Source organism: Streptomyces sp. NPDC046349, from assembly GCF_055587885.1.
In genome coordinates this window covers 214,376-233,794 of sequence record NZ_JBVJFK010000001.1, presented here as the reverse complement: position 1 = coordinate 233,794, position 19,419 = coordinate 214,376, and the positions used below count along the sequence as shown (strand labels likewise).

At 74.2% G+C, this 19,419-nt stretch carries 14 protein-coding genes; 3 read left to right on the top strand and 11 right to left on the bottom strand.

Annotated elements, in window-relative coordinates; genetic code table 11:
• Positions 1-10: 10 nt before the first annotated feature.
• The 5 genes from ACZ6JS_RS01120 to ACZ6JS_RS01100 form a co-directional block, all read right to left on the bottom strand.
• On the bottom strand, positions 11-217 hold the full coding sequence (locus ACZ6JS_RS01120; RefSeq protein WP_469294972.1) for a hypothetical protein: 207 nt from the start codon (positions 215-217) through the stop codon (positions 11-13).
• A gap of 98 nt (positions 218-315) precedes the next feature.
• Positions 316-645 (bottom strand): hypothetical protein, encoded by a 330-nt coding sequence (locus tag ACZ6JS_RS01115; RefSeq protein WP_469294971.1) that lies wholly within the window; start codon positions 643-645, stop codon positions 316-318.
• Positions 642-1,013, bottom strand: coding sequence for a WhiB family transcriptional regulator (locus tag ACZ6JS_RS01110; RefSeq protein WP_030029453.1), 372 nt, complete (start codon positions 1,011-1,013; stop codon positions 642-644). Before ACZ6JS_RS01110 ends, ACZ6JS_RS01115 begins: the two co-directional genes overlap by 4 nt.
• A 183-nt stretch (positions 1,014-1,196) precedes the next feature.
• Positions 1,197-1,520, bottom strand: a complete 324-nt coding sequence (locus ACZ6JS_RS01105) for a hypothetical protein (protein WP_381626056.1) — start codon at positions 1,518-1,520, stop codon at positions 1,197-1,199.
• 167 nt (positions 1,521-1,687) lie between these two features.
• On the bottom strand, positions 1,688-3,853 hold the full coding sequence (locus ACZ6JS_RS01100; protein WP_469294969.1) for an ATP-dependent DNA helicase UvrD2: 2,166 nt from the start codon (positions 3,851-3,853) through the stop codon (positions 1,688-1,690).
• A gap of 170 nt (positions 3,854-4,023) precedes the next feature.
• Here ACZ6JS_RS01100 and ACZ6JS_RS01095 point away from each other — a divergent pair, with 170 nt between their 5' ends.
• Positions 4,024-4,284, top strand: coding sequence for a mycoredoxin (locus tag ACZ6JS_RS01095; RefSeq protein ID WP_030772737.1), 261 nt, complete (start codon positions 4,024-4,026; stop codon positions 4,282-4,284).
• Positions 4,285-4,359: 75 nt separating this feature from the next.
• Here the strand turns inward: ACZ6JS_RS01095 and nudC are convergent, their stop codons facing one another.
• From nudC to ACZ6JS_RS01070, 5 genes are all read right to left on the bottom strand, one after another.
• Entirely contained in the window at positions 4,360-5,301 is a 942-nt protein-coding gene (nudC, locus tag ACZ6JS_RS01090; protein ID WP_469294968.1) for an NAD(+) diphosphatase, read from the bottom strand.
• Positions 5,302-5,352: 51 nt separating this feature from the next.
• Entirely contained in the window at positions 5,353-6,768 is a 1,416-nt protein-coding gene (locus tag ACZ6JS_RS01085) for a dipeptidase (protein WP_469294967.1), read from the bottom strand.
• 9 nt (positions 6,769-6,777) lie between these two features.
• A complete protein-coding gene (locus ACZ6JS_RS01080) occupies positions 6,778-10,683 on the bottom strand; it encodes a UvrD-helicase domain-containing protein (RefSeq protein ID WP_469294966.1) in 3,906 nt (1,301 codons plus the stop codon).
• A 107-nt stretch (positions 10,684-10,790) separates the two neighbouring features.
• Positions 10,791-14,234 (bottom strand): ATP-dependent helicase, encoded by a 3,444-nt coding sequence (locus ACZ6JS_RS01075; RefSeq protein WP_469294965.1) that lies wholly within the window; start codon positions 14,232-14,234, stop codon positions 10,791-10,793.
• A 180-nt stretch (positions 14,235-14,414) separates the two neighbouring features.
• Positions 14,415-14,825 (bottom strand): MGMT family protein, encoded by a 411-nt coding sequence (locus ACZ6JS_RS01070; RefSeq protein ID WP_469294963.1) that lies wholly within the window; start codon positions 14,823-14,825, stop codon positions 14,415-14,417.
• A gap of 119 nt (positions 14,826-14,944) precedes the next feature.
• Here ACZ6JS_RS01070 and ACZ6JS_RS01065 point away from each other — a divergent pair, with 119 nt between their 5' ends.
• Complete coding sequence (locus tag ACZ6JS_RS01065; RefSeq protein WP_469294961.1) at positions 14,945-17,758, top strand: lysylphosphatidylglycerol synthase transmembrane domain-containing protein; 2,814 nt, start codon at positions 14,945-14,947, stop codon at positions 17,756-17,758.
• A 256-nt stretch (positions 17,759-18,014) separates the two neighbouring features.
• Here the strand turns inward: ACZ6JS_RS01065 and ACZ6JS_RS01060 are convergent, their stop codons facing one another.
• On the bottom strand, positions 18,015-18,791 hold the full coding sequence (locus ACZ6JS_RS01060; RefSeq protein ID WP_469294960.1) for a YwiC-like family protein: 777 nt from the start codon (positions 18,789-18,791) through the stop codon (positions 18,015-18,017).
• A gap of 473 nt (positions 18,792-19,264) precedes the next feature.
• On the opposite strand from ACZ6JS_RS01060, the gene ACZ6JS_RS01055 reads away from it, so the two are divergent.
• Positions 19,265-19,402 (top strand): hypothetical protein, encoded by a 138-nt coding sequence (locus tag ACZ6JS_RS01055; RefSeq protein ID WP_469294959.1) that lies wholly within the window; start codon positions 19,265-19,267, stop codon positions 19,400-19,402.
• The last annotated feature ends 17 nt before the right edge of the window (positions 19,403-19,419 follow it).

Genomic DNA, 19,419 nt, shown 5'->3' with positions numbered 1-19,419 from the left:
GCTCGGGCCGTCACCACCAGGAGGAGTCGAGCCTGCCCTCGATCGCTCTGAGGTTGGCGCGGGCGCATTCGACGCAGAAGTACTCTCTGGTCCCGTTCTCCACAGAACAGGTCCAGGTGGGCGGGGCTCCGCCGGGGGACTCTTTGCCGCAGCGCGCGCAGACGACGGGCTGGGCCTCGGATCCCGACGGGTCGGGCTGGGGAGTCGGCTGGTCCACCTCCGGACGATACCTCCGCCGCGGTGGCCGGGCCCCCGCAACGCACCGGGGGGACCGGTCCGTTCGGACCGGTCCCCCCGGGAGGCTGCTTTCGGCTGTCAGTGCATGACGGCCATGGCCAGTGCGCGGCGCGCGCGCATCGAGACGCGCTCGGCTCGCCGCTGCATGCGGCGGGCGGCGACCAGGCGGACGGCGTGACGCTCTGCGTCCGCCTCGCGCATGCGGTCGTCCATATGGGCGCGAGCCAGGGCTTCTGGGATGAGTTGCATTTCGCGGGTCCTGTTCTGACGCGAGGTGATCGCGCCGGCGGTGATGAAGTCTGCGTGGGCGGCGCCGTGGGGCTGCTCGCTCGTGGTGTGGGCGGTCATGAGGGCCTGCTTCAGGGGGTCGTGCGTCAGGGGGCGGTCGATGGTTCCGGTGGCGGTCATGCCGAGACAACCGGGTTCTTGCGCGGACGCCCACGGGGGCGCTTGCGGGCTACGACGACACCCTGGACGAAGAGCTCGCCACCCCAGACACCCCAGGGCTCGCGGCGCTCGACCGCTCCGGCGAGGCAGGCCTCCACCAGCGGGCAGGTGCGGCACAGGGACTTGGCGTACTCGACGTCGGCCGGGGACTCGGCGAAGAAGACCTCGGGGTCGAAGGTGCGGCAGGGAACCGGGACGCCGAGGTTCTCGATGGCGTCGTCGAGCGCGGTCAGCGCGGTGAGCGGGGTCAAGGTGTGGTCCTCCGGGACTGCGGGCGGGGAGATCGTTTGGGTCTGCGGTACGGACGGGGCGTGCGCTTCGAGTTGCACGGTGTTTTCTTCCTCGTCTTGTTCGGCTAGTCGTTCCGGCCGGTCGGCCGGGTGCGGCTGGTACCTGGTTCTGCCAGTCCCGAGGCCCCTTCTCTGTCGTAGCCCCCGGTCGGGGACAAACAGAAGGGCCGCGGATCCCGGGTGGGGTTCCGCGGCCCTGAAGGCGCCGGCCTGATCATGCGATCAGGCTGGATCACTCCAGGGTTCGAGCCCACGGAAGGCCCACATCAGGTGGTGCTGCTGCTTCGTCTGCTTCGTCAGGGATCCGGCACCGGCCGCGGCGGCAAATCCATAGGCGCCATGCGCCTGTGCTTCTGCTGCCAGTACTGCCACCGGTGCCTGGGTCGGTCGCTCATTGCGCTCGCTGACCGCAAGGGTCGCGAGGAGGGCGGGGCGGCCGGCGGAAATCGCGGACGCACCGGTACCCAGAGCGGAGACGGAACCGAGCAGGCAGGAGGCATCAACCGAGCGATCGGTCATTTTGGTGAAGGTCATGAAGCTGGTCACTGGTCTCGCCTCCTCTCGGCGTCTCGGGGACTGGGCCCGAGGGCCTGTCCCATGCGTATTCGGATAAGTACAGCACGGATCCAGGGCTTCGGAGAAGCCACCGTTTCCGTTGCTAAGAACCTATGGGTCTTCGCTGGGCATGTGCAAACTATTTTTCCGACGAGTTTCTACGCGTCGTCAGGATCCTCGCCGCCGGGCTCCTGACCTGCACAGATCGCCAGGACATCAGCTCCGTACCGGTCCAGCTTGCGTCCGCCCACCCCGGAGATCATCGAGAGCTCCCCGGCCTCGGAGGGCGCGGCCTCCGCGATCGCCATCAGCGTCTTGTCCGTGAAGACGCAGTAGGCGGGCAGGCCCTGCTCCTTCGACCGGGCGGCGCGCCAGTCCCGAAGCCGCTCGTAGAGACCCTCGTCCATGTCGGACGGGCAGTCCTCGCAGCGCATGAGTTTCAGCTCGCCCGCCTCGGTCAGGGTCCTGCCGCAGACCCGGCACCGCGCAGGGCCGCGACGGCCGCGCCTGGGGGCCCCTGCCTCGCCCGCGGAGGCCGCCCGGCCTGCCGCGGCCGCCGAGCCCGGCCGCAGGCCGTTCAGGAAGCGGCTGGGGCGCCGGGAAGCCCTTCCCCCGGGGGTGCGGGAGAGCGCCCAGGAGAGGGTCAGGTGCAGACGGGCCCGGGTGACGCCGACGTAGAGCAGCCGCCGCTCCTCCTCGACCTGGTCGTCGGTCTTGGCGTAGGTGATCGGGATCATGCCGTCGGTGAGGCCGACGAGGAACACGGCGTCCCACTCCAGGCCCTTCGCCGCGTGCAGCGAGGCCAGGGTGACGCCCTGGACGGTCGGGGCGTGCTGGGCAGCCCTGCGCTCGTCCAGCTCGACCGTGAGGTCGGCCAGGGTGGTGCCGGGCCGGGTGCGGGCGAAGTCCTCGGCGAGCCGGAGCAGCGCTGCCACCGATTCCCACTGGTCGCGCACGGCGCCGGAACCGGCGGGCGGCTCGGTGGTCCAGCCGGTGGAGCTGAGCACCGCCCGGACCTGGGAGCCCAGGTCGACGATGTCCTCGAGCAGCGGGTCGTTCCCGCCGGAACGGGCCGCTCCGCGCAGCGCCAGGATGGCCTTCTGGACTTCCTGGCGCTCGAAGAACCGCTCGGCCCCGCGCAGCTGGTACGGCACCCCGGCGTCGGCGAGGGCCTGCTCGTAGACCTCGGACTGGGCGTTGATGCGGAAGAGCACGGCGATCTCGCCGGCCGGCACGCCCGCGGCGATCAGGTCGCGGATCCGGCGGGCGACGCCCTCGGCCTCGGCGGGCTCGTCGGCGTACTCGGCGTAGACCGGGTCGGGGCCGCTCTCGCGCTGGGAGACGAGCTCGAGGCGGTGCTCGGCGGCCCGCCCGCTGGCCTGGTTCAGGAGCCCGTTGGCGAGGTGGACCACCTGGGGGGTGGAGCGGTAGTCGCGGACGAGCTTGACGACGGTGGCCTGCGGATAACGCGTGCGGAAGTTCAGCAGGTGGTCGGGGGTGGCGCCGGTGAAGGAGTAGATCGTCTGGCTGGCGTCGCCGACGACGCAGAGGCTGTCGCGCTCGCCGAGCCACAGGTCGAGCAGCCGCTGCTGGAGCGGGCTGACGTCCTGGTACTCGTCGACGACGAAATGCTGGTACTGGCCGCGGATCTGCTCGGCGATGTCGTGTCGGTCCTGGAGGATACCGACCGTGAGGAGCAGCACGTCCTCGAAGTCGATCATTCCGCGGTCGCGCTTGAGCTGTTCGTACGTCGCGTAGATCTGGGCGATCTCGGCCATGTCCCGGGGTGCCTCGCGGCCCGCCTTGAGGGCGGCCGCCGGGTAGTCGGCGGGCACCGTCTGGGTGACCTTGGCCCACTCGATCTCGCCGGTCACGTCGCGCAGCTCGCCGCGGTCGAGGCGGATGCGGCAGCGGGCGCCGGCCTCGGCGACCAACTGGATCTTGCGCTCCAGCAGCCGGGGCACGTCCCCGCCGATGGCTTTCGGCCAGAAGTACTGGAGCTGCCGCAGGGCGGCCGAGTGGAAGGTCCGGGCCTGGACCCCGCCCGCACCGAGCGCGCGAAGCCGGCCGCGCATCTCTCCGGCGGCCCGGTTGGTGAAGGTGACGGCGAGCACGCTGGCCGGCATGAGCTGCCCGGACCGGACTCCGTAGGCGATGCGGTGGGTGATCGCCCGGGTCTTGCCCGTCCCGGCGCCGGCCAGCACGCACACCGGTCCGCGCAGGGTCGTCGCGACCTCGCGCTGCTCCGGGTCGAGGCCCAGGAGCACCGCGTCGGCCGAGTCCTCGGCGGCGGGGAAGGAGGAGGAGTGCGTTGCTGCTGTCACTCCGCCATGCTGCCAGGTCACGTGGGCCGGGTGGGAAATCCGTCCACAGGCGGTGCGGATTCGTCGTATCGGTCACACCGGCGGTACGGATGTGCACGTACGGGAATGGCCGCGCGGTCGCGTACGTTCGAGCATTCGGACCACCGAGCCTTCACGAAGGAGAGCGCAGCATGCAGGACACGGGCACCGTCACGATGTACAGCACGACCTGGTGCGGCTACTGCCGTCGGCTGAAGACCCAGCTGGACCGGGAAGGCATCGCGTACAACGAGATCAACATCGAGCTCGACCCGGAGTCCGCGGCGTTCGTCGAGAAGGCCAACGGCGGAAACCAGACGGTCCCCACCGTGCTCGTGAAGTCCGCCGCCGGCAACGAGTCCGTCATGACGAACCCGAGCCTGGCCCAGGTCAAGCAGGCCCTCGCCGTCTGAGCGCGGCTCCCGCGTCCGCGGAAGGCCCCCGCCCCTCCCGGGCGGGGGCCTTCCGCGTCACCGGCGTGACGAAGGTTACGCAGCGGCCTTCGGCAGCGGCTCGCCGTACCAGAGCTCCACCAGCCGGGCGGCGATCGAGATACCGGACGGCGGCAGCACCTCGCCCGACTCGAACGCCGCGCGCAGCTCGTCGCGGGAGAACCAGCGGGCCTCCTGGATCTCCTCGCCGTCCACGGTGATCTCGGAGCTGGTGGCGCGGGCGTTGAAGCCCAGCATCAGGCTGTACGGGAAGGGCCACGGCTGGCTGGCCACGTACTCGACCCGCCCGACCCTGACACCCGCCTCCTCCCACACCTCGCGGACGACGGACTGCTCGATCGACTCACCCGGCTCCACGAACCCGGCGAGGGTCGAGAAGCGGCCCTCGGGCCAGTGCACCTGGCGGCCCAGCAGCGCGCGGTCGTGCTCGTCGGTGACCAACATGATCACGGCCGGGTCGGTGCGCGGGTAGTGCTCGGCGCCGCAGCCCGGGCAGCGCCGGATGTGCCCGGCGGCCGCGACCACGGTGCGCTCGCCGCAGCGGGAGCAGAAGCGGTGCATCCGCTGCCAGTTCTCCAGGGCCACCGCGTTGACCATCAGCCCGGTGTCGCGGTCGTTCAGCAGCAGTCCGGCCTCGCGCAGGCCGGCCGGGCGGGCCGACTGGTCCATGCGGCCGGGCAGGGCGTCCTTCTGCAGCGCGAAGTACCGTACGCCGTCCTCGTCCGTGCCCAGGAAGTAGCGGTGGGTCTCGGTCACCGGGGCCTCGAAGGCCGGGGTCATCACGATGCCGGTGCCGCCGTCGGGGGTGTCGTCGATCAGCACCTGGCCGCCGGAGACGACGAAGACGCGGGTCGTCGGGTGGCTCCAGGCGGCGGCGAGCCAGGCCTCGTCGAGGCGGTGGTGCGCGGCACGGTCGATCCCGCTCGGCGCGGTGAGCGAGAGAGGTCGCTCGGTATGGGTGCTCACTGGTACTTCCAACTCCCCCGGTGGTGGGACAGACAGGCTCGGTACGACAGGTGTGTGCGCCGGTCAGGCGGGTGTGCGGGGCGTGCGGTGGGCGGCGGCCAGGTCGCCCCAGAGGTATGCGGCCGTCTCGACGCCCTTGAGCAGCAGGTCGAGCTCGACCTTCTCGTTCGGCGCGTGCCAGCCGTCGGACGGCACAGAGATTCCGAGGAAGAGCACGGGCGCACCGAGGACGTCCTGGAGGTCGGCGGCGGGTCCGGAGCCGCCTTCGCGCGTGAAGCGGATCTTCTGGCCGAAGGCCCGGCCCATGGACCGGACGACGGACTGCAGGGCGGGATGGTCCAGCGGTGTCAGGCACGGGCGGGTCGGTGCGCCGAAAGTGATGGAGTGGCGGATTCCGTCCGGGATCCGGGCCGCGACCCACTTCTTGACGGCCGCCTCGACCTCGTACGGGTCCTGCCCGGACACCAGGCGGAACGACAGCTTCACGTGGGCGGAGGAGGGCACGATGGTCTTCCCGCCGGGGCCCTGGTAGCCGCCGCCGATGCCGTTGACCTCGGCCGTCGGGCGGGCCCAGACGCGCTCCAGGGTGGAGTAGCCGGCCTCGCCGGCGGCGGCGTGGGACTTGGCCGTGCGCAGCCACTCGGACTCGTCGAAGGGCAGTTCGGCGATGAGGGCGCGCTCCGCGTCGGTGAGCTCGGCGATGCCGTCGTAGAAGCCGGGAACGGTGACCCGGCCGTCGGCGTCGTGCAGGGCGGCGACCAGGCGGGCGGCGGCGGTCGCCGGGTTGGGCACGGCGCCGCCGAAAGCGCCGGAGTGGATGTCCTGGTCGGGGCCCTGGAGGTCGATCTCGCAGTCGGCGACGCCGCGCATGCCGGTGCAGACGGTGGGGGTGGTCTCGGACCACATGCCGGTGTCGGAGACGATCACGACGTCGGCGGCGAGCTCGGCGGCGCGGGTCTCGACGAGCTCTCGGAAGTGGGCGGAGCCGGACTCCTCCTCGCCCTCGACGATCAGCTTGAGGTGCACGGCGGGGGCGGCGCCACCGGTGGCGGCCAGGTGCGCCCGTATCCCCAGGGTGTGGAAGAACACCTGGCCCTTGTCGTCGGCGGCGCCGCGCGCGTACATGCGGCCGTCCCGGACCACAGGCTCGAAGGGGTCGGTGTGCCAGCCGTCCTCGACGGCGGCGGGCTGCACGTCGTGGTGGCCGTACACGAGGACGGTCGGGGCGTCCGGGTCCTCGCTCGGCCAGTGCGCGTAGACGGCGGGGGCTCCGTCGGTCTCCCAGACCTCGGCGACCGGGAAGCCGGTCTCCTTGAGCTTCGCCGCGAGCCACTCGGCGCTGCGGCGTACGTCGTCCGCGTGCTCGGGCTGGGCCGAGACGGAGGGGATGCGCAGCCACTCGGCCAGGTCGTCGAGGAACGCGGCGCGGTGGGTGTCGATGTACGTGCGGACGACGCTGTCCGGCTGGGGGTCGCTCATGCCCCGAGCCTAGCCGTCCGCCCGGTGGTCGCCGCCGGGGCCCGATTCGCCTTGGAGGATCCGCTCAAGACGGGCCCTGCCGGGGAGGTCGCGCGGGCGGATCACACGGCCGCTGCGGACGTGCAGGAAGGCCGCGGCGACCCGCTCGAGCGGGGTGTTGGTGGCTTCTGCCCAGGCCAGGCGGTAGACGGCGAGCTGGAGCGGGTCCGCCTCGGTGGTCCGGCCGGTCTTCCAGTCGACGATCTCGTAGGAGTCGACGCCGCCCGCGTCGGTGGTCTTGTAGACGGCGTCGATCCGGCCGCGGATGACGCGGCCGGCAAGGGTGAGCTGGACCGGGGCCTCCATGCGGTGGGGCGGGCGGTCGGCGTACGGGCTCCGCTCGAAGGCGGCCTTGAGGGCCTCGAGGTCGGCCTCGTCGGCGATCTCCTGGTCGGAACCGGCGCCGGGGAGGTCGGCGACGGGGTCGAGGACGTCGAGGAAGGGGAGCGGGAGTTCGTCGAAGCGGGACTCGACCCAGGCGTGGAAGCGGGTGCCCAGGCGGGCCGCGGGCTGCGGAGGCTTGGGCATGGGGCGGGCGAGGTCGCGTACGAAGCCCTGCTCGTCGGCGGCGAGGCGCAGCAGCTGGCTGGCGGACAGGGCGGGGGGCAGCTCCACGTCGCGGACGGCCGCGCGAGCACGGCGGAGCTCGCCCTCCAGGGCGTCGAGGTCCCGGTCCCAGGAGGCGATCGCCCGCGCCTCCTCGGACGTGAGCCGCGTGCCTGCGGCGAGGCCGCGCGCTCCGGGCCGCGGCCCGGAGTGCGGCGCGGCCGCGGGGTCGGCGGCCCAGGCCTCGTCGGCCCACGCGTCGCGCGGCGCGGGCACGGCGGGCCGGCCGCCGGGACGGGGACTCGGGCCCGTGGCCCGGTCGGCGGCGCCCCCGAAGCCGTCGGTCCGGACCGTGGCGGCGGGGGGCGCCGCCGCATCGGCGGCTCGGGACCGGCCCGCCGCTCGGGGCGAGCCCAGGCCGCCGAAGCCGGCGGGGTCGCCCGCCAGGGCGTCGGAGTCCCCGTCCTCCGCGGGGACGGCTGCCGCCGGGGGCCGGGCTTCGCCGCGGGGCGCCGCGGACGGCTCTGCGGCCTGCAGCTCCACGCCGGGGGCCGGGATCGCTCCGCCGGGCATGCCGGGATGGGCCGCGGGCGGATGCGCCGGGGGCGGGAGGGCTGCCGGGCCGCCCCACAGGGGGTCCGCGTCCTGGGCCTCGGCCGGGCCGGGGCCGGCAGGGGCCGCGGAGGCATCCCGTTCGGGCTCCCAGCCCTCGGCCGGGCCGGGGTCGGGCTGCGGCCACGGGTCGGCGGGCCAGGGCTCGTCGTCGTAGGCGGGGTCCTCGCAGTCCGGGGGCCACAGGTAGGCGTCGTCCGGTTCGGGCGGTGGCGGGGCCGCCAGGTAGGACTCGACCAGGGCTGCCGCCTCGCGGCGCAGGGTGAGGGAGTGCGGGTCGAGCGGCAGCGGCCAGGAGTGCTCGGCCGCGGATGCGCCCGCGAGGGCCGGGTTCTCCGCGGTCGGCCCGGGCTCGTCCGCCCAGGCCTCGATCTCGCCGAAGCCGGCGACGCAGTGGTCGTACAGGGCGGTGAGGAACTCCGACGGGCCGCGGCGCTTCTTCTGGGTCGGGCCCCACCAGTGGCCCGAGGCCAGCAGCAGGGAACGCGGCCGGGTGAACGTCACATAGCCGAGGCGCAGCTCCTCCACCGACTTGTGGTGCTTGAGGGCGGCCTTGAAGGACTTCAGGCCGGCCGAGGTCCAGGCCGGGTCCGCGGGCAGGGTGGGGGCGTCGCCGCGCAGCGCGTACGGGAGGACCTTCGCGTACGAGGTCCAGGCCTCCGGGGCCTTCTCCTTCGGGAAGGAACCCGCGCACAGGTCGGGAACCACCACCACGTCCCACTCCAGGCCCTTGGACTTGTGGGCGGTGAGGACCTTCACGGTGTTCTCGCCGCCGGGCAGGGCGTGGTCGAGGCCCTTCTCGTACTGGGCGGCCGTGCGCAGGAACGCCAGGAAGGCCAGCAGTGTGGCCTCCCCGTCGAGCGCGGCGAATCCGGCCGCGACGTCCATGAAGTTCGAGAGGGTCTCGCGCCGCCGGGCCGCCAGCGCGTGCGGGGAGGCGGACAGCTCCACTTCGAGGCCGGTGGCGGACAGCACCCGGTGCAGGACGTCCATCAGCGGGTCGGCGAGGGACCGGCGCAGGTCGCGCAGCTCCTGCGCGAGGTGCGCGAAGCGGACCCGGGCCTCCGCGGAGAAGGGGAGGTCGTCCGGGGTCTGTCCGGCGCCGTCGAGGAAGGTCTCCAGTGCGTCGGCCAGGGACACGATCTCGGCCGGGTCCACGCCCTCCACGGCCGCCGCGAGCCGTTCGTCGGGGTCGGCGCCGGCCGGCGTCCGGCCTACGAGGAGCCGCGCCCGGCGGCCCAGGAGGGCCAGGTCCCGCGCGCCGATCCGCCAGCGCGGGCCGATGAGGAGCCGGACGAGGGAGGCGTTGGCGCCCGGGTCCTGGAGGACCTCGCAGACGGCCACGAGGTCGGCGACCTCGGGGAGGTGCAGCAGCCCGGACAGGCCGACGACCTCCACCGGCACGTCCCGGTCCACGAGCACGGCCTGGATCTGCGCGAAGTCACCGGCCGACCGGCACAGGACGGCGATCTCACGCGGCTCCGTGCCCGTGCGCACGAGGTGGGCGACGGAGTCGGCGACCCAGTCGAGCTCCTGGGCGTGGGTCTCCAGCAGGGCGCAGCGGACCTGCCCGGCGCGCTCCGCCCCGGGCGCGGGGCGCAGTGCCTCCACTCCCTCGTGCATGGCGCGCAGCGGGGCGGCGAGGCCGTTGGCGAGGTCCAGGAGGCGGCCGCCGCTGCGCCGGTTCTCGCTGAGGGAGAGCCGGGTGGCGGGGGTGCCGTCGGCGAGCGGGAAGTGCTCGGGGAAGTCGTCGAGGTTGGCGACGGAGGCCCCGCGCCAGCCGTAGATCGCCTGGCAGGGGTCGCCGACGGCGGTGACGGCGTGGCCGGTGCCCGCGCCGAAGAGGCCGGACAGCAGCAGCCGCTGCGCGACGGAGGTGTCCTGGTACTCGTCGAGCAGGACCACCCGGAACTCCTCCCGCAGCAGTGCGCCGACCTCGGGCCGGGTGGTGGCGAGCTGCGCGGAGAGGGCTATCTGGTCGCTGAAGTCGAAGAGGTCGCGGGCTCGTTTGGCGGCGCGGTAGCGGCCGACGAGCTCCAGCAGTTCGAGGCGGCCGCGCACGGCCTCGGGGACCTTGCGCAGGTCCTCGTTGGTGAGCCGGGTGCCGGCGAGCACGTCCAGCAGCGCGGTGTCGTACCGGCGCAGGTGCTCGGGGTCGACGAGGTGCTCGGAGAGCTCCGCGTCGAGGGCGAGGAGGTCGCCGACCAGGTCGGGGACGGACTTGGTGAGCGAGGGGTACGGGCCGGGGGCGTCGCGCAGCACCTTCGCGGCGAGCTGGAAGCGGGTGGCGTCGGCCAGGAGGCGGGAGCTGGGTTCCAGGCCGATGCGCAGGCCGTGGTCCTTGAGGAGCTGGCCGGCGAAGGCGTGGTACGTGGAGATGCGCGGCTCCCCGCCGGCCGCCGGGGCCTCGGCCGGGGAGGGGTCCGGGTCGGTGATGCCGGCCCGCGCCAGGGCGGTGCGTACGCGCTCGGAGAGCTCGCCCGCGGCCTTGTTGGTGAAGGTGAGGCCGAGGACCTGTTCCGGCGCGACCGCGCCGGTGCCGACGAGCCAGACCACCCGGGCTGCCATGACGGTGGTCTTGCCGGATCCGGCCCCGGCGACGACGACCTGGGGGGCGGGGGGCGCGGTGACGCAGGCCATCTGTTCGGGCGTGAAGGGGATCCCGAGGAGCTCTTTGAGCTGCTCGGGATCGCTCAGTACGGGCGCACGCGCGGACACGTGAAAAGGCTAGCCGCCCCCACCGACAGCCCCCGACCGCCGAGCGCGCTCGACCCGGCCCTCCCGACCGCCGGGCACGCTCGGCCACCGGGCTCACCCGGCCGGGCTCACTCGACGGTCTGGCGGCCCTCCGGGCGGGCGCTGCACGAGCTGCGGAAGGAGCAGTGGTCGCAGTGGCGGCCCGCGGCCGGCGCGAAGCGTTCGTCGAGGACCCGGCCGGCGGCGGTGGCGAGCAGGTCGCCGACCCACTCCCCGTCGAGCGGCTGCTGGGCCTGGACCTTGGGGACCGTCTCACCGCCGTCGCGCTGCGCGGCGCCCTGCCGGAGCTGGACGAGCTCGGCGCCGCCGGGTGCGGGGCGGACTCCGTCGAAGACCTCGTCGACGGCTCCCTCGCGGACGGCGAGCTGGTAGACGGCGAGCTGGGGGTGGCGGGCGACCTCGTCCTTGGTGGGCGCGGACTTGCCGGTCTTGAAGTCGACGACGTACGCGCGCCCCTGCGGGTCCGCCTCGACGCGGTCCATGGAGCCCCGGACGCGGACGGCGACGTCGCCGGCTTCGAGCGTGACGTCGAACTCGTGCTCCGTGGCCACGGCCGCCCGGCCCCCGCGGTCGGTGGTGTGCCAGCGCAGGAAGCGTTCCAGGGCGGCGCGGGCGTTCTCCTTCTCCTGGGCCGACTTCCAGGGCGCGTCGAAGGCGAGGGCGTCCCACACCGTGTCGAGGCGTTCCATGAGGACGGCCAGGTCGGCGGGGGTGCGGCCGGAGGCGACCTCGTCGGCGAGGACGTGGACGACGTTGCCGAAGCCCTGGGCGGCGGTGGACGGGGCGTCGGCCTTGACCTCGCGGCCGAGGAACCACTGGAGGGAGCAGGTGTTGGCGAGCTGGTCCAGGGCGCTGCCGGAGAGCGCCACGGGCCGGTCCCGGTCGCGGAGCGGGACGCTGCTGCGGGTGGGCTCGTACAGGCCCCACCAGCGCTGCGGGTGCGCGGCGGGGACCAGGGGCCGGTCCTCGTCATCGGTGAGCGCGGCGAGGCGGGCGAGGCGGCGGGCGGCCGCGTCGCGCAGGGCGGGCGAGGCGTCCGGGTCGACGGTGGTGGCGCGCAGCTCGGCGACGAGCGCCGGGACGGCGAGGGGGCGGCGGGGCCGGCCGGTGACGTCCTTCGGGGTGACGCCGAGCTCGGTGAGGAGGCGGGAGGGCTGGTCGCCGTCCTCGGCGGGGGCCTTGACGGCTGTGACGACGAGGCGGTCGCGGGCGCGTGTGGCGGCGACGTAGAAAAGGCGACGCTCCTCGGCGAGGAGGGCGCCCGGCGTGAGGGGCTCGGCGAGGCCGTCCCGGCCGATGCGGTCGGCCTCCAGGAGGGAGCCGCGCCGGCGGAGGTCGGGCCACAGGCCCTCCTGGACGCCCGCGACGACGACGAGGGACCACTCCAGGCCCTTGGAGCGGTGGGCGGTCATCAGCCGGACCGCGTCGGGGCGCGTGGTGCGGGCCGTCAACGTGTCGGCGGCGATGTCCTCCGCCTCCAGTTGTTCGAGGAAGTTGAGCACGCCGCTGCCGCCGGTGCGCTCCTCGGCGCGGGCGGCGGTGTCGAAGAGGGCGCAGACGGCGTCGAGGTCGCGGTCCGCGTTGCGGCCCGCCGGCCCGCCGCGGCGGGCCTGGCGTTCCAGCCGGTCGGGCCAGGGCGTGCCGTCCCAGAGGATCCACAGGGCCTCCTCGGCGGTGCCGCCGCCCTGGAGGAGCTCGCGGGCCTTGCGCAGCAGCAGGCCGAGGCGCTGCGCGCCCCGGGCGTACGCGGGGTCGTGTGCGGTGAGGCGCTCGGGCTCGGCGAGGGCGCGGGCGAGCAGGACGTCGGAGGGCGCGGGGACCTTGACGCCTGCGGCGCGCTCCTCGTCGCGCAGGGCGCGGCCGAGCCGCCGCAGGTCGGCGGAGTCCATCCCGCCGAGCGGGGAGGCCAGCAGCATGAGCGCCGCCTCCACCCCTTCGTCGGTCCCGGACCCGTACGCCGCCCCGGGCCCACGCGGATCGGCCTCGACGGACGGGCCGGCCGCCGCGGCTTCGGGGGCCGCGGCCGGGCGGTGCGATCGCTCGGCGGACCCGCCCTGCGCGACGTCCGCGCCGGCGGCCAGGTCGGACTGCGGGGCGGTGTCGGCCGGGGCGCTACCGGAGGTCCCGTCCGCGTCCGATTCCGGGCCGGGGTCGCCCGGAGGGGCGGCGGGCGGGGTGGCCGTCAGGCGGAGGGCCGTCAGGAGGGGGGCCACCGCCGGTTCGTGGCGGAGCGGGGTGTCCGTACCGTCCGTCTCGACCGGGACCCCCGCCGCGATCAGGGCGCGACGCATCGCCGGGAGGGTGCGGCCGCCGGCACGGACCAGGACGGCCATGTCCTGCCAGGGCACGCCGTCCTCCAGGTGGGCCCGGCGCAGGATGTCGGCGATGTTGTCCAGCTCGGCGCCGGCCGTCGGGTAGGTGAAGACCTCCACCCGGCCGCCCTCCCGCGTGGCCCGCAGCGCGCGGTGCGCGCGGACCGCGGCCGCGGGGAGGCGGGGCACCGGCATGCGGGTCGTCAGGAGGCGGGTCGCCTCCAAAAGGGCCGCGCCGGAGCGGCGGCCCACCGTCAGGGCCCTGACCTGCGCCCCGGGGAAGGCGGACTCGAAGTCCAGCACGTTGTTGATGTCCGCGCCGCGGAAGGCGTAGATCGACTGGTCCGGGTCGCCGAAGGCGACCAGTGTGCCGCCGCGCCCGGTCAGGGCCCGCAGCAGCCGCAGCTGCGAGGCGTCCGTGTCCTGGTACTCGTCGACGAAGATCGCGTCGTAGGCCGAGGCCAGCGACGGCGTCCGCTCGGCGAGCAGGACCGCGCGGTGCAGGAGTTCCGCGTAGTCCAGCGTGCCCTGTATGTCCAGGACGTCGAGGTATTCGGAGAGGAAGGCCGCCGCCGCCTTCCAGTCGGGGCGGCCGATGCGGTCGGCGAAGTCGGCGAGGGCCGTCGGGCCGAGGCCCAACTCGCGGGCGCGGGCGAGGACCGCCCGGACCTCGTCGGCGAACCCGCGCGTGGTCAGCGCGGCCCGCAGGTCGTCCGGCCAGCGGATCGAGCGGATCCGGCGCTGGCCCTCGAGGAGGGTGCGGACCATCACATCCTGCTCGGGACCGGACAGCAGCCGCAGCGGGTCGGCGAAGAGGTCGGTGTCCTGGTGGGCGCGGACCAGGCCGTAGCAGAAGGAGTGGAAGGTGGTGGCCTGCGGGGCGCGCGCGCCGCCCAGCCGCAGGGCGGCCCGGTCGCGCAGTTCGACCGCCGCCTTGCGGCTGAAGGTGAGGATCAGGATCCGGGAGGGGTCCGTACCCGCTTCCACGCGGGCGGCGGCCGCCTCGACCAGCGTGGTCGTCTTACCGGTGCCCGGTCCGGCCAGGACCAGTAGTGGTCCGCCGGGGTGGTCAACCACCGCCCGCTGCGCTGCGTCCAGCACAGGGGGATCCACCCGTTCCGGCCCGGTGCGCACGAGGCGGTACGCATCGGGGGTCCGCGTACGCCGCCGTTCGGTGCGGTCCGAGGAAGAGGTGATCACGTGAGGTGCCGGTCCTGGTGGGTCTGCGTGGTGTGGCGGTGCTGGCGTGACGGCTCGCGCGGAAGCCGAAGAGGCAACGCTACGGCAACCGGCGCGTGCCGCGCAGTCCCCCCGGGTACCCCGGACGGCCGTTGGCACCGCCGCCCGACCGCCCGCCCCGGCGCCGCATGGCCGAAGCTGTCAGGTGTGAGCCTCGTCGCGCCCGCCGTCCCGTCCGGCCTCCCGTCCGGGGTCCTCTCCGAGGCCCTGTCCGGGGGCCCGTCCGGGCTCCTCACCCGGCGAGCCGTCCCAGCGTGCCCGGCGCATGTCCAGGCGTGGATCGCCACCGGTCGCCAGGCGCAGCGGCGTGGCCTCCGTCCGGTAGTGCTCCAGGGCGCGCGCCTCGTGGCCCGGCAGCGGCAGGCCGTCCGCCCGCACCACGCGCCACCAGGGCACGGCTCCCCCGTACAGTGCCATGACACGCCCGACCTGGCGGGGTCCTCCCTCGCCGAGCCATTCGGCGACGTCCCCGTATGTCATCACCCGCCCGGGCGGAATACGCTCGACGGCCTCCAGTACGCGCTCCGCGTACGCGGGCAGCTCCTCACTCATTCAGCACATGGTGCAGTACGCCGGCCACCCGCCGGTGGAAGTTGTGGTTCCGGACCGGCGCGCACCCTGATGCCCCGGCGGCCCTTCGGTCCGTGCCACCATCTTCCGGGCGGTGACTGGTGATACGTGATCAAGAAGAGACGGATGTGACGACGAAGGAGCAGGGTGTGAGCCCTCCGGAAGGCGCGGCGGGGGACGACGGCGCGCGCCCTGACGACGGCCCCGCCTCCCGCCCGCAGAACCGCCCCGAAGACCTCGCGCCGGACCTGCCGACCGGCCGTACCCCCGGCGCCGACGACAACAGCGGCGCCGACGACGCCGGCGCCGACTCAGGCGCCCCGCACGGCCACGCCCCGACCGACGCCGACCGGGTCGAGGTCGACGAACCGCTGCTCGCCGCCCGCGTGCACCGGCCCTCCGACCTCGTACGCCTCCTCGTGGGCATCCTCGGCATCGCCGTCCTGCTCGGCATCGCCGCCTTCGCCCACGGCACGACCGTCGGCCTCGAGGAGGACATCAGCAAGGGCACCGGCCAGGCGCCGGACCTGTTGATCAAGGTGGCGGCGCTGGTCTCCAGCATCGCGGTGCTGCTGCTCCCCGTCGCCTTCGCCATCGAGCGGCTGATCAAACGCGACGGGCTGCGCATCGCCGACGGCGTCCTCGCCGCCGTCCTCGCGCACGGGGTCACCCTGGCCACCGACCTGTGGGTATCCCAGGCCGCCCCCGACACCATCCAGGACGCCCTGACCCGCTCGGCGGGCGGCGGGGCCCTCACCGATCCCGTGCACGGCTACCTGGCGCCCGTGATCGCGTACATGACCGCGGTGGGCATGACCCGCAGACCCCACTGGCGCGTCGCGCTGTGGGTGGTCCTGCTGCTCAACGCGCTCACCATGCTGGTCAACGGCTACACCACCCCCTTCTCGATCATCCTCACCGTGCTGATCGGCTGGAGCGTGGCCTACGGGACCCTCTACGCCGTCGGCTCCCCCAACGTGCGCCCCACCGGGCAGAACCTCCTCGCCGGGCTGCGCCGCGTCGGTTTCCAGCCGGTCAGCGCGATGCGCGCCGAGATGCCCGAGGGCCCGGAGGCGTCCGAGGCCGGCGACCGCGGCCGGCGCTACCACGTCACCCTGGAGGACGGTCCTCCGCTCGACGTCACCGTCGTCGACCGGGAGCAGCAGGCCCAGGGCTTCTTCTACCGGGTCTGGCGCCGGCTCACCCTGCGCGGCATCACCACCCGCCGCAGCCTGCAGTCGCTGCGCCAGGCCCTGGAGCAGGAGGCGCTCCTCGCGTACGCGGCCATCGCGGCCGGGGCGAACGCACCGAAGCTGATCGCCACCTCCGAGCTGGGTCCGGACGCGGTGATGCTCGTGTACGAGCACCTGGGCGGCAGGACCCTGGACTCCCTCCCCGACGAGGAGATCACCGACGACCTGACCCGCAACGCGTGGGAGCAGGTACGCGCCCTGCAGTCGCGGCGGATCGCGCACCGCAGGCTCACCGGGGACGCGCTCGTGGTGGATCGTTCCGGCAACGTCATCCTCACCGACCTGCGGGGCGGCGAGATCGCGGCCGGCGACCTGGTGCTCCGGATGGACATCGCGCAGCTGCTGGCCACCCTCGGCCTGCGGGTCGGTGCGGAGCGCTCGGTGGCTTCGGCCGTGTCGGTGCTCGGCCCGGACATCGTGGCGGACTGCCTGCCGCTGCTCCAGCCGATCGCGCTGAGCCGTTCCACGCGGGCGACGCTGCGCAAGCTGGCCCGGGAGCGGGCGGAGCGCGAGCGGGAGGCGGTACTGGAGTCCTCGCGGGCGGCGAAGGCCGCGCGGGAGGCGGGATCCGAGGCGGCCTCGGCCCCGACCTCGGCGGCAGCCGAACGCAAGGCCGAGAAGAGGGCCCTCGACGACGCGCTGGACGAGGCCCGCGAGGAGGACCTGCTGAGCCAGATCCGCCGACAGGTGCTGCTCATCCGCCCCCAGGCACCGGTGGAGCCGGCCCGGCTGGAGCGGATCCGGCCGCGCACGCTGGTGTCGTTCATCGCGGGTGCCTTCGGTGCGTACTTCCTGCTCACGCAGCTGGCGCACGTGGACTTCGCAACGATCATCGGCGATGCGCAGTGGGGCTGGGTCGGGGCGGCCCTCGCCTTCTCGACCCTCAGCTACTTCGCCGCGGCGATGAGCCTGCTGGGCTTCGTGCCGGAGCGGGTGTCGTTCCTGCGGACCGTGGTCGCCCAGGTGGCCGGGTCGTTCGTGAAGCTGGTGGCCCCGGCGGCGGTCGGCGGCGTGGCGCTGAACACGCGCTTCCTGCAGCGGGCGGGCGTCCGGCCGGGGCTGGCGGTCGCGAGCGTCGGCGCCTCGCAGCTGTTCGGGCTGGCCAGCCACATCCTGCTGCTGCTGTCCTTCGGCTACCTGACCGGAACCGAGAAGACCCCGGAGATGACCCCGTCGCGGGCGGTCATCGCGGGTCTGCTCACGGTGGCGGTGCTGGTGCTGGTGGTGACGGCGGTCCCGTTCATGCGGAAGTTCATCGTCACGCGGGTGCGGGCGCTGTTCGCCGGTGTGGTGCCGCGCATGCTGGACGTCCTCCAGCGGCCGAAGAAGCTGATGACCGGCATCGGCGGAATGCTGCTGCTGACCGGCTGCTTCGTGATGTGCCTGGACGCGTCGATCCGGGCGTTCGGGGGCGGCGAGGCCATCAGCTACGCGAGCATCGCGGTGGTGTTCCTGGCGGGCAACGCGCTCGGTTCGGCCGCGCCGACGCCGGGCGGCATGGGTGCCGTGGAGACCACCTTGACGCTGGGGCTGATCGCGGCGGGGCTGGAGAAGGAGGTCGCCATCTCGGCGGTGCTGCTGTTCCGCCTGATGACGTTCTGGCTGCCGGTGCTGCCGGGGTGGATCTCGTTCAACTTCCTGACCCGCAAGGAAGCGATCTAGCCTCCGGCTCGGTCTGCGGGGTGCTTCGTGCGGGGGCTGCCGCGCACCCGGGCACTCCGCTCGGGGCCCGTCCCCCGACGGCTCCGCGCCCGCGCCCGAACGCCGCCGGGGCGGTCCGCGCCTGCTCCTCGGCCGCCGGCAGGCCTGGAGGGGCGCGCCCGCACCCCCGCGCGCCGCGAACACCGCCCGGGCTGGAGGTGGGGGCGCTCCACCTCCGCACCCTGGAGGCGCTGGGGCGCGGAGCCTTCGGGAGCCGTCAGAAGACCAGCAGCAGGGTGGTGAGCAGTGCCAGGGAGGCGGCCACCTCGACGGCGCCGACGATCGGGACGCGCAGGCCGCGCCCGGGGAGGGCGGCCGCGCGGGCCAGGTAGGCCGTGAAGGGGAGCGCCAGCCAGGGCGAGAGGCAGGCGGCCGCCGTCAGGGCCGCCGCGTGGTACGCCACCGATCCAACCCGGTAGGCCCGGGAGTTCCGTTCCCGGATCATCGTCTTCACGTACGGCACGGTCCCCGCGAAGTAGAGCAGGCAGGCCGCCGTCGGCCGCCACAGCGCCTGCGGCTCCGCTCCGCCCAGGCGGCCTGCCACGAGCAGCATCCCGCAGGCCGGAACCACCGCCGCCAGGCCGTTCACCAGAGCCCGCTCCCTGCCGCGCCACGCGTAGTACGTGTTCACGGCGACGAAAGGCGCCGCGAGCAGGCAGGCCGCCCACAGCCAGGGGTACAGCACCACCAGGGGCACGCCCGCCGCGGTGAAGGCGGCCGCGGACACCAGGGCCGGCCGCCGGTGGCGCTGCGCCGACCGCAGCCCCCGGGTGGCCAGCCGGAGCCACTGCTGGACGTGGAAGGCCGCGACGTAGCCGAGCAGCCAGGCGGCGAACAGCGCCGCGTGCGCCCATCCCGGCCGGGGCGCCAGGAAGGTGCCCGCGAGGAAGGGCACCGCCAGCATCGCCCACGCCCCGTGCTGGTCCGGGAGCCAGGTGCTCCGCTTCGCGCGGGCCTTCGCTGCCGTCGCCGTCCCGGTTCTCGCCACCGTCACCGCCACCTCCCCGCAAATCGGCATTCCATCGCGCAATTTGCCTGCGCCCGCATGAAGTTGGGTCCTTTCCAGACTCGCATCCACTCGGCTCCGGAAGTACCGGGAATTGGTCATGCGCACGGGGACCTTTGGCCTCGGATTTCCGCAAATCCGCCGGCATGGCAATCGAAATGCACCCTTGATTTCGGCCTGGAGGGTCGCCGTGCAAAGGCGACAGCACGCCGCGGAACAGCTCGTCGGGGCAAGCCGCTTCTTCCCGGGGGCGGGTTGTGGCCTCGGTCGGCCGGGACGGCCCGCCGGCCCGCCCGGACCGGCGCCCGGTGCGCGGTGCGCGGTGCGCGCCACGATCGCCGAGCTCCGCCGGGCGGTGGGAGCGCTGGGCGTGCCCGTCGCGGCGCGCGTGACCCGCCGGCCCCGGGACCTGCCGCAGTACGCCGTCGGCCGCCAAGACCGCGTGCGCGAGACACGACCGTGTGCGCGACATCCGCGAGGCGGCCGCGAAGCTTTCGGACCTCGCCCCGTGCGGTGCCGCCTACGAGGGCGTGGGCATGGCGGCCTGCGTGGCGACGGGCCGCGCGGCCGACAGGCAAGCCCTGGCGGAGGCGGCGTAGGAGCGGACGCGGGCCCC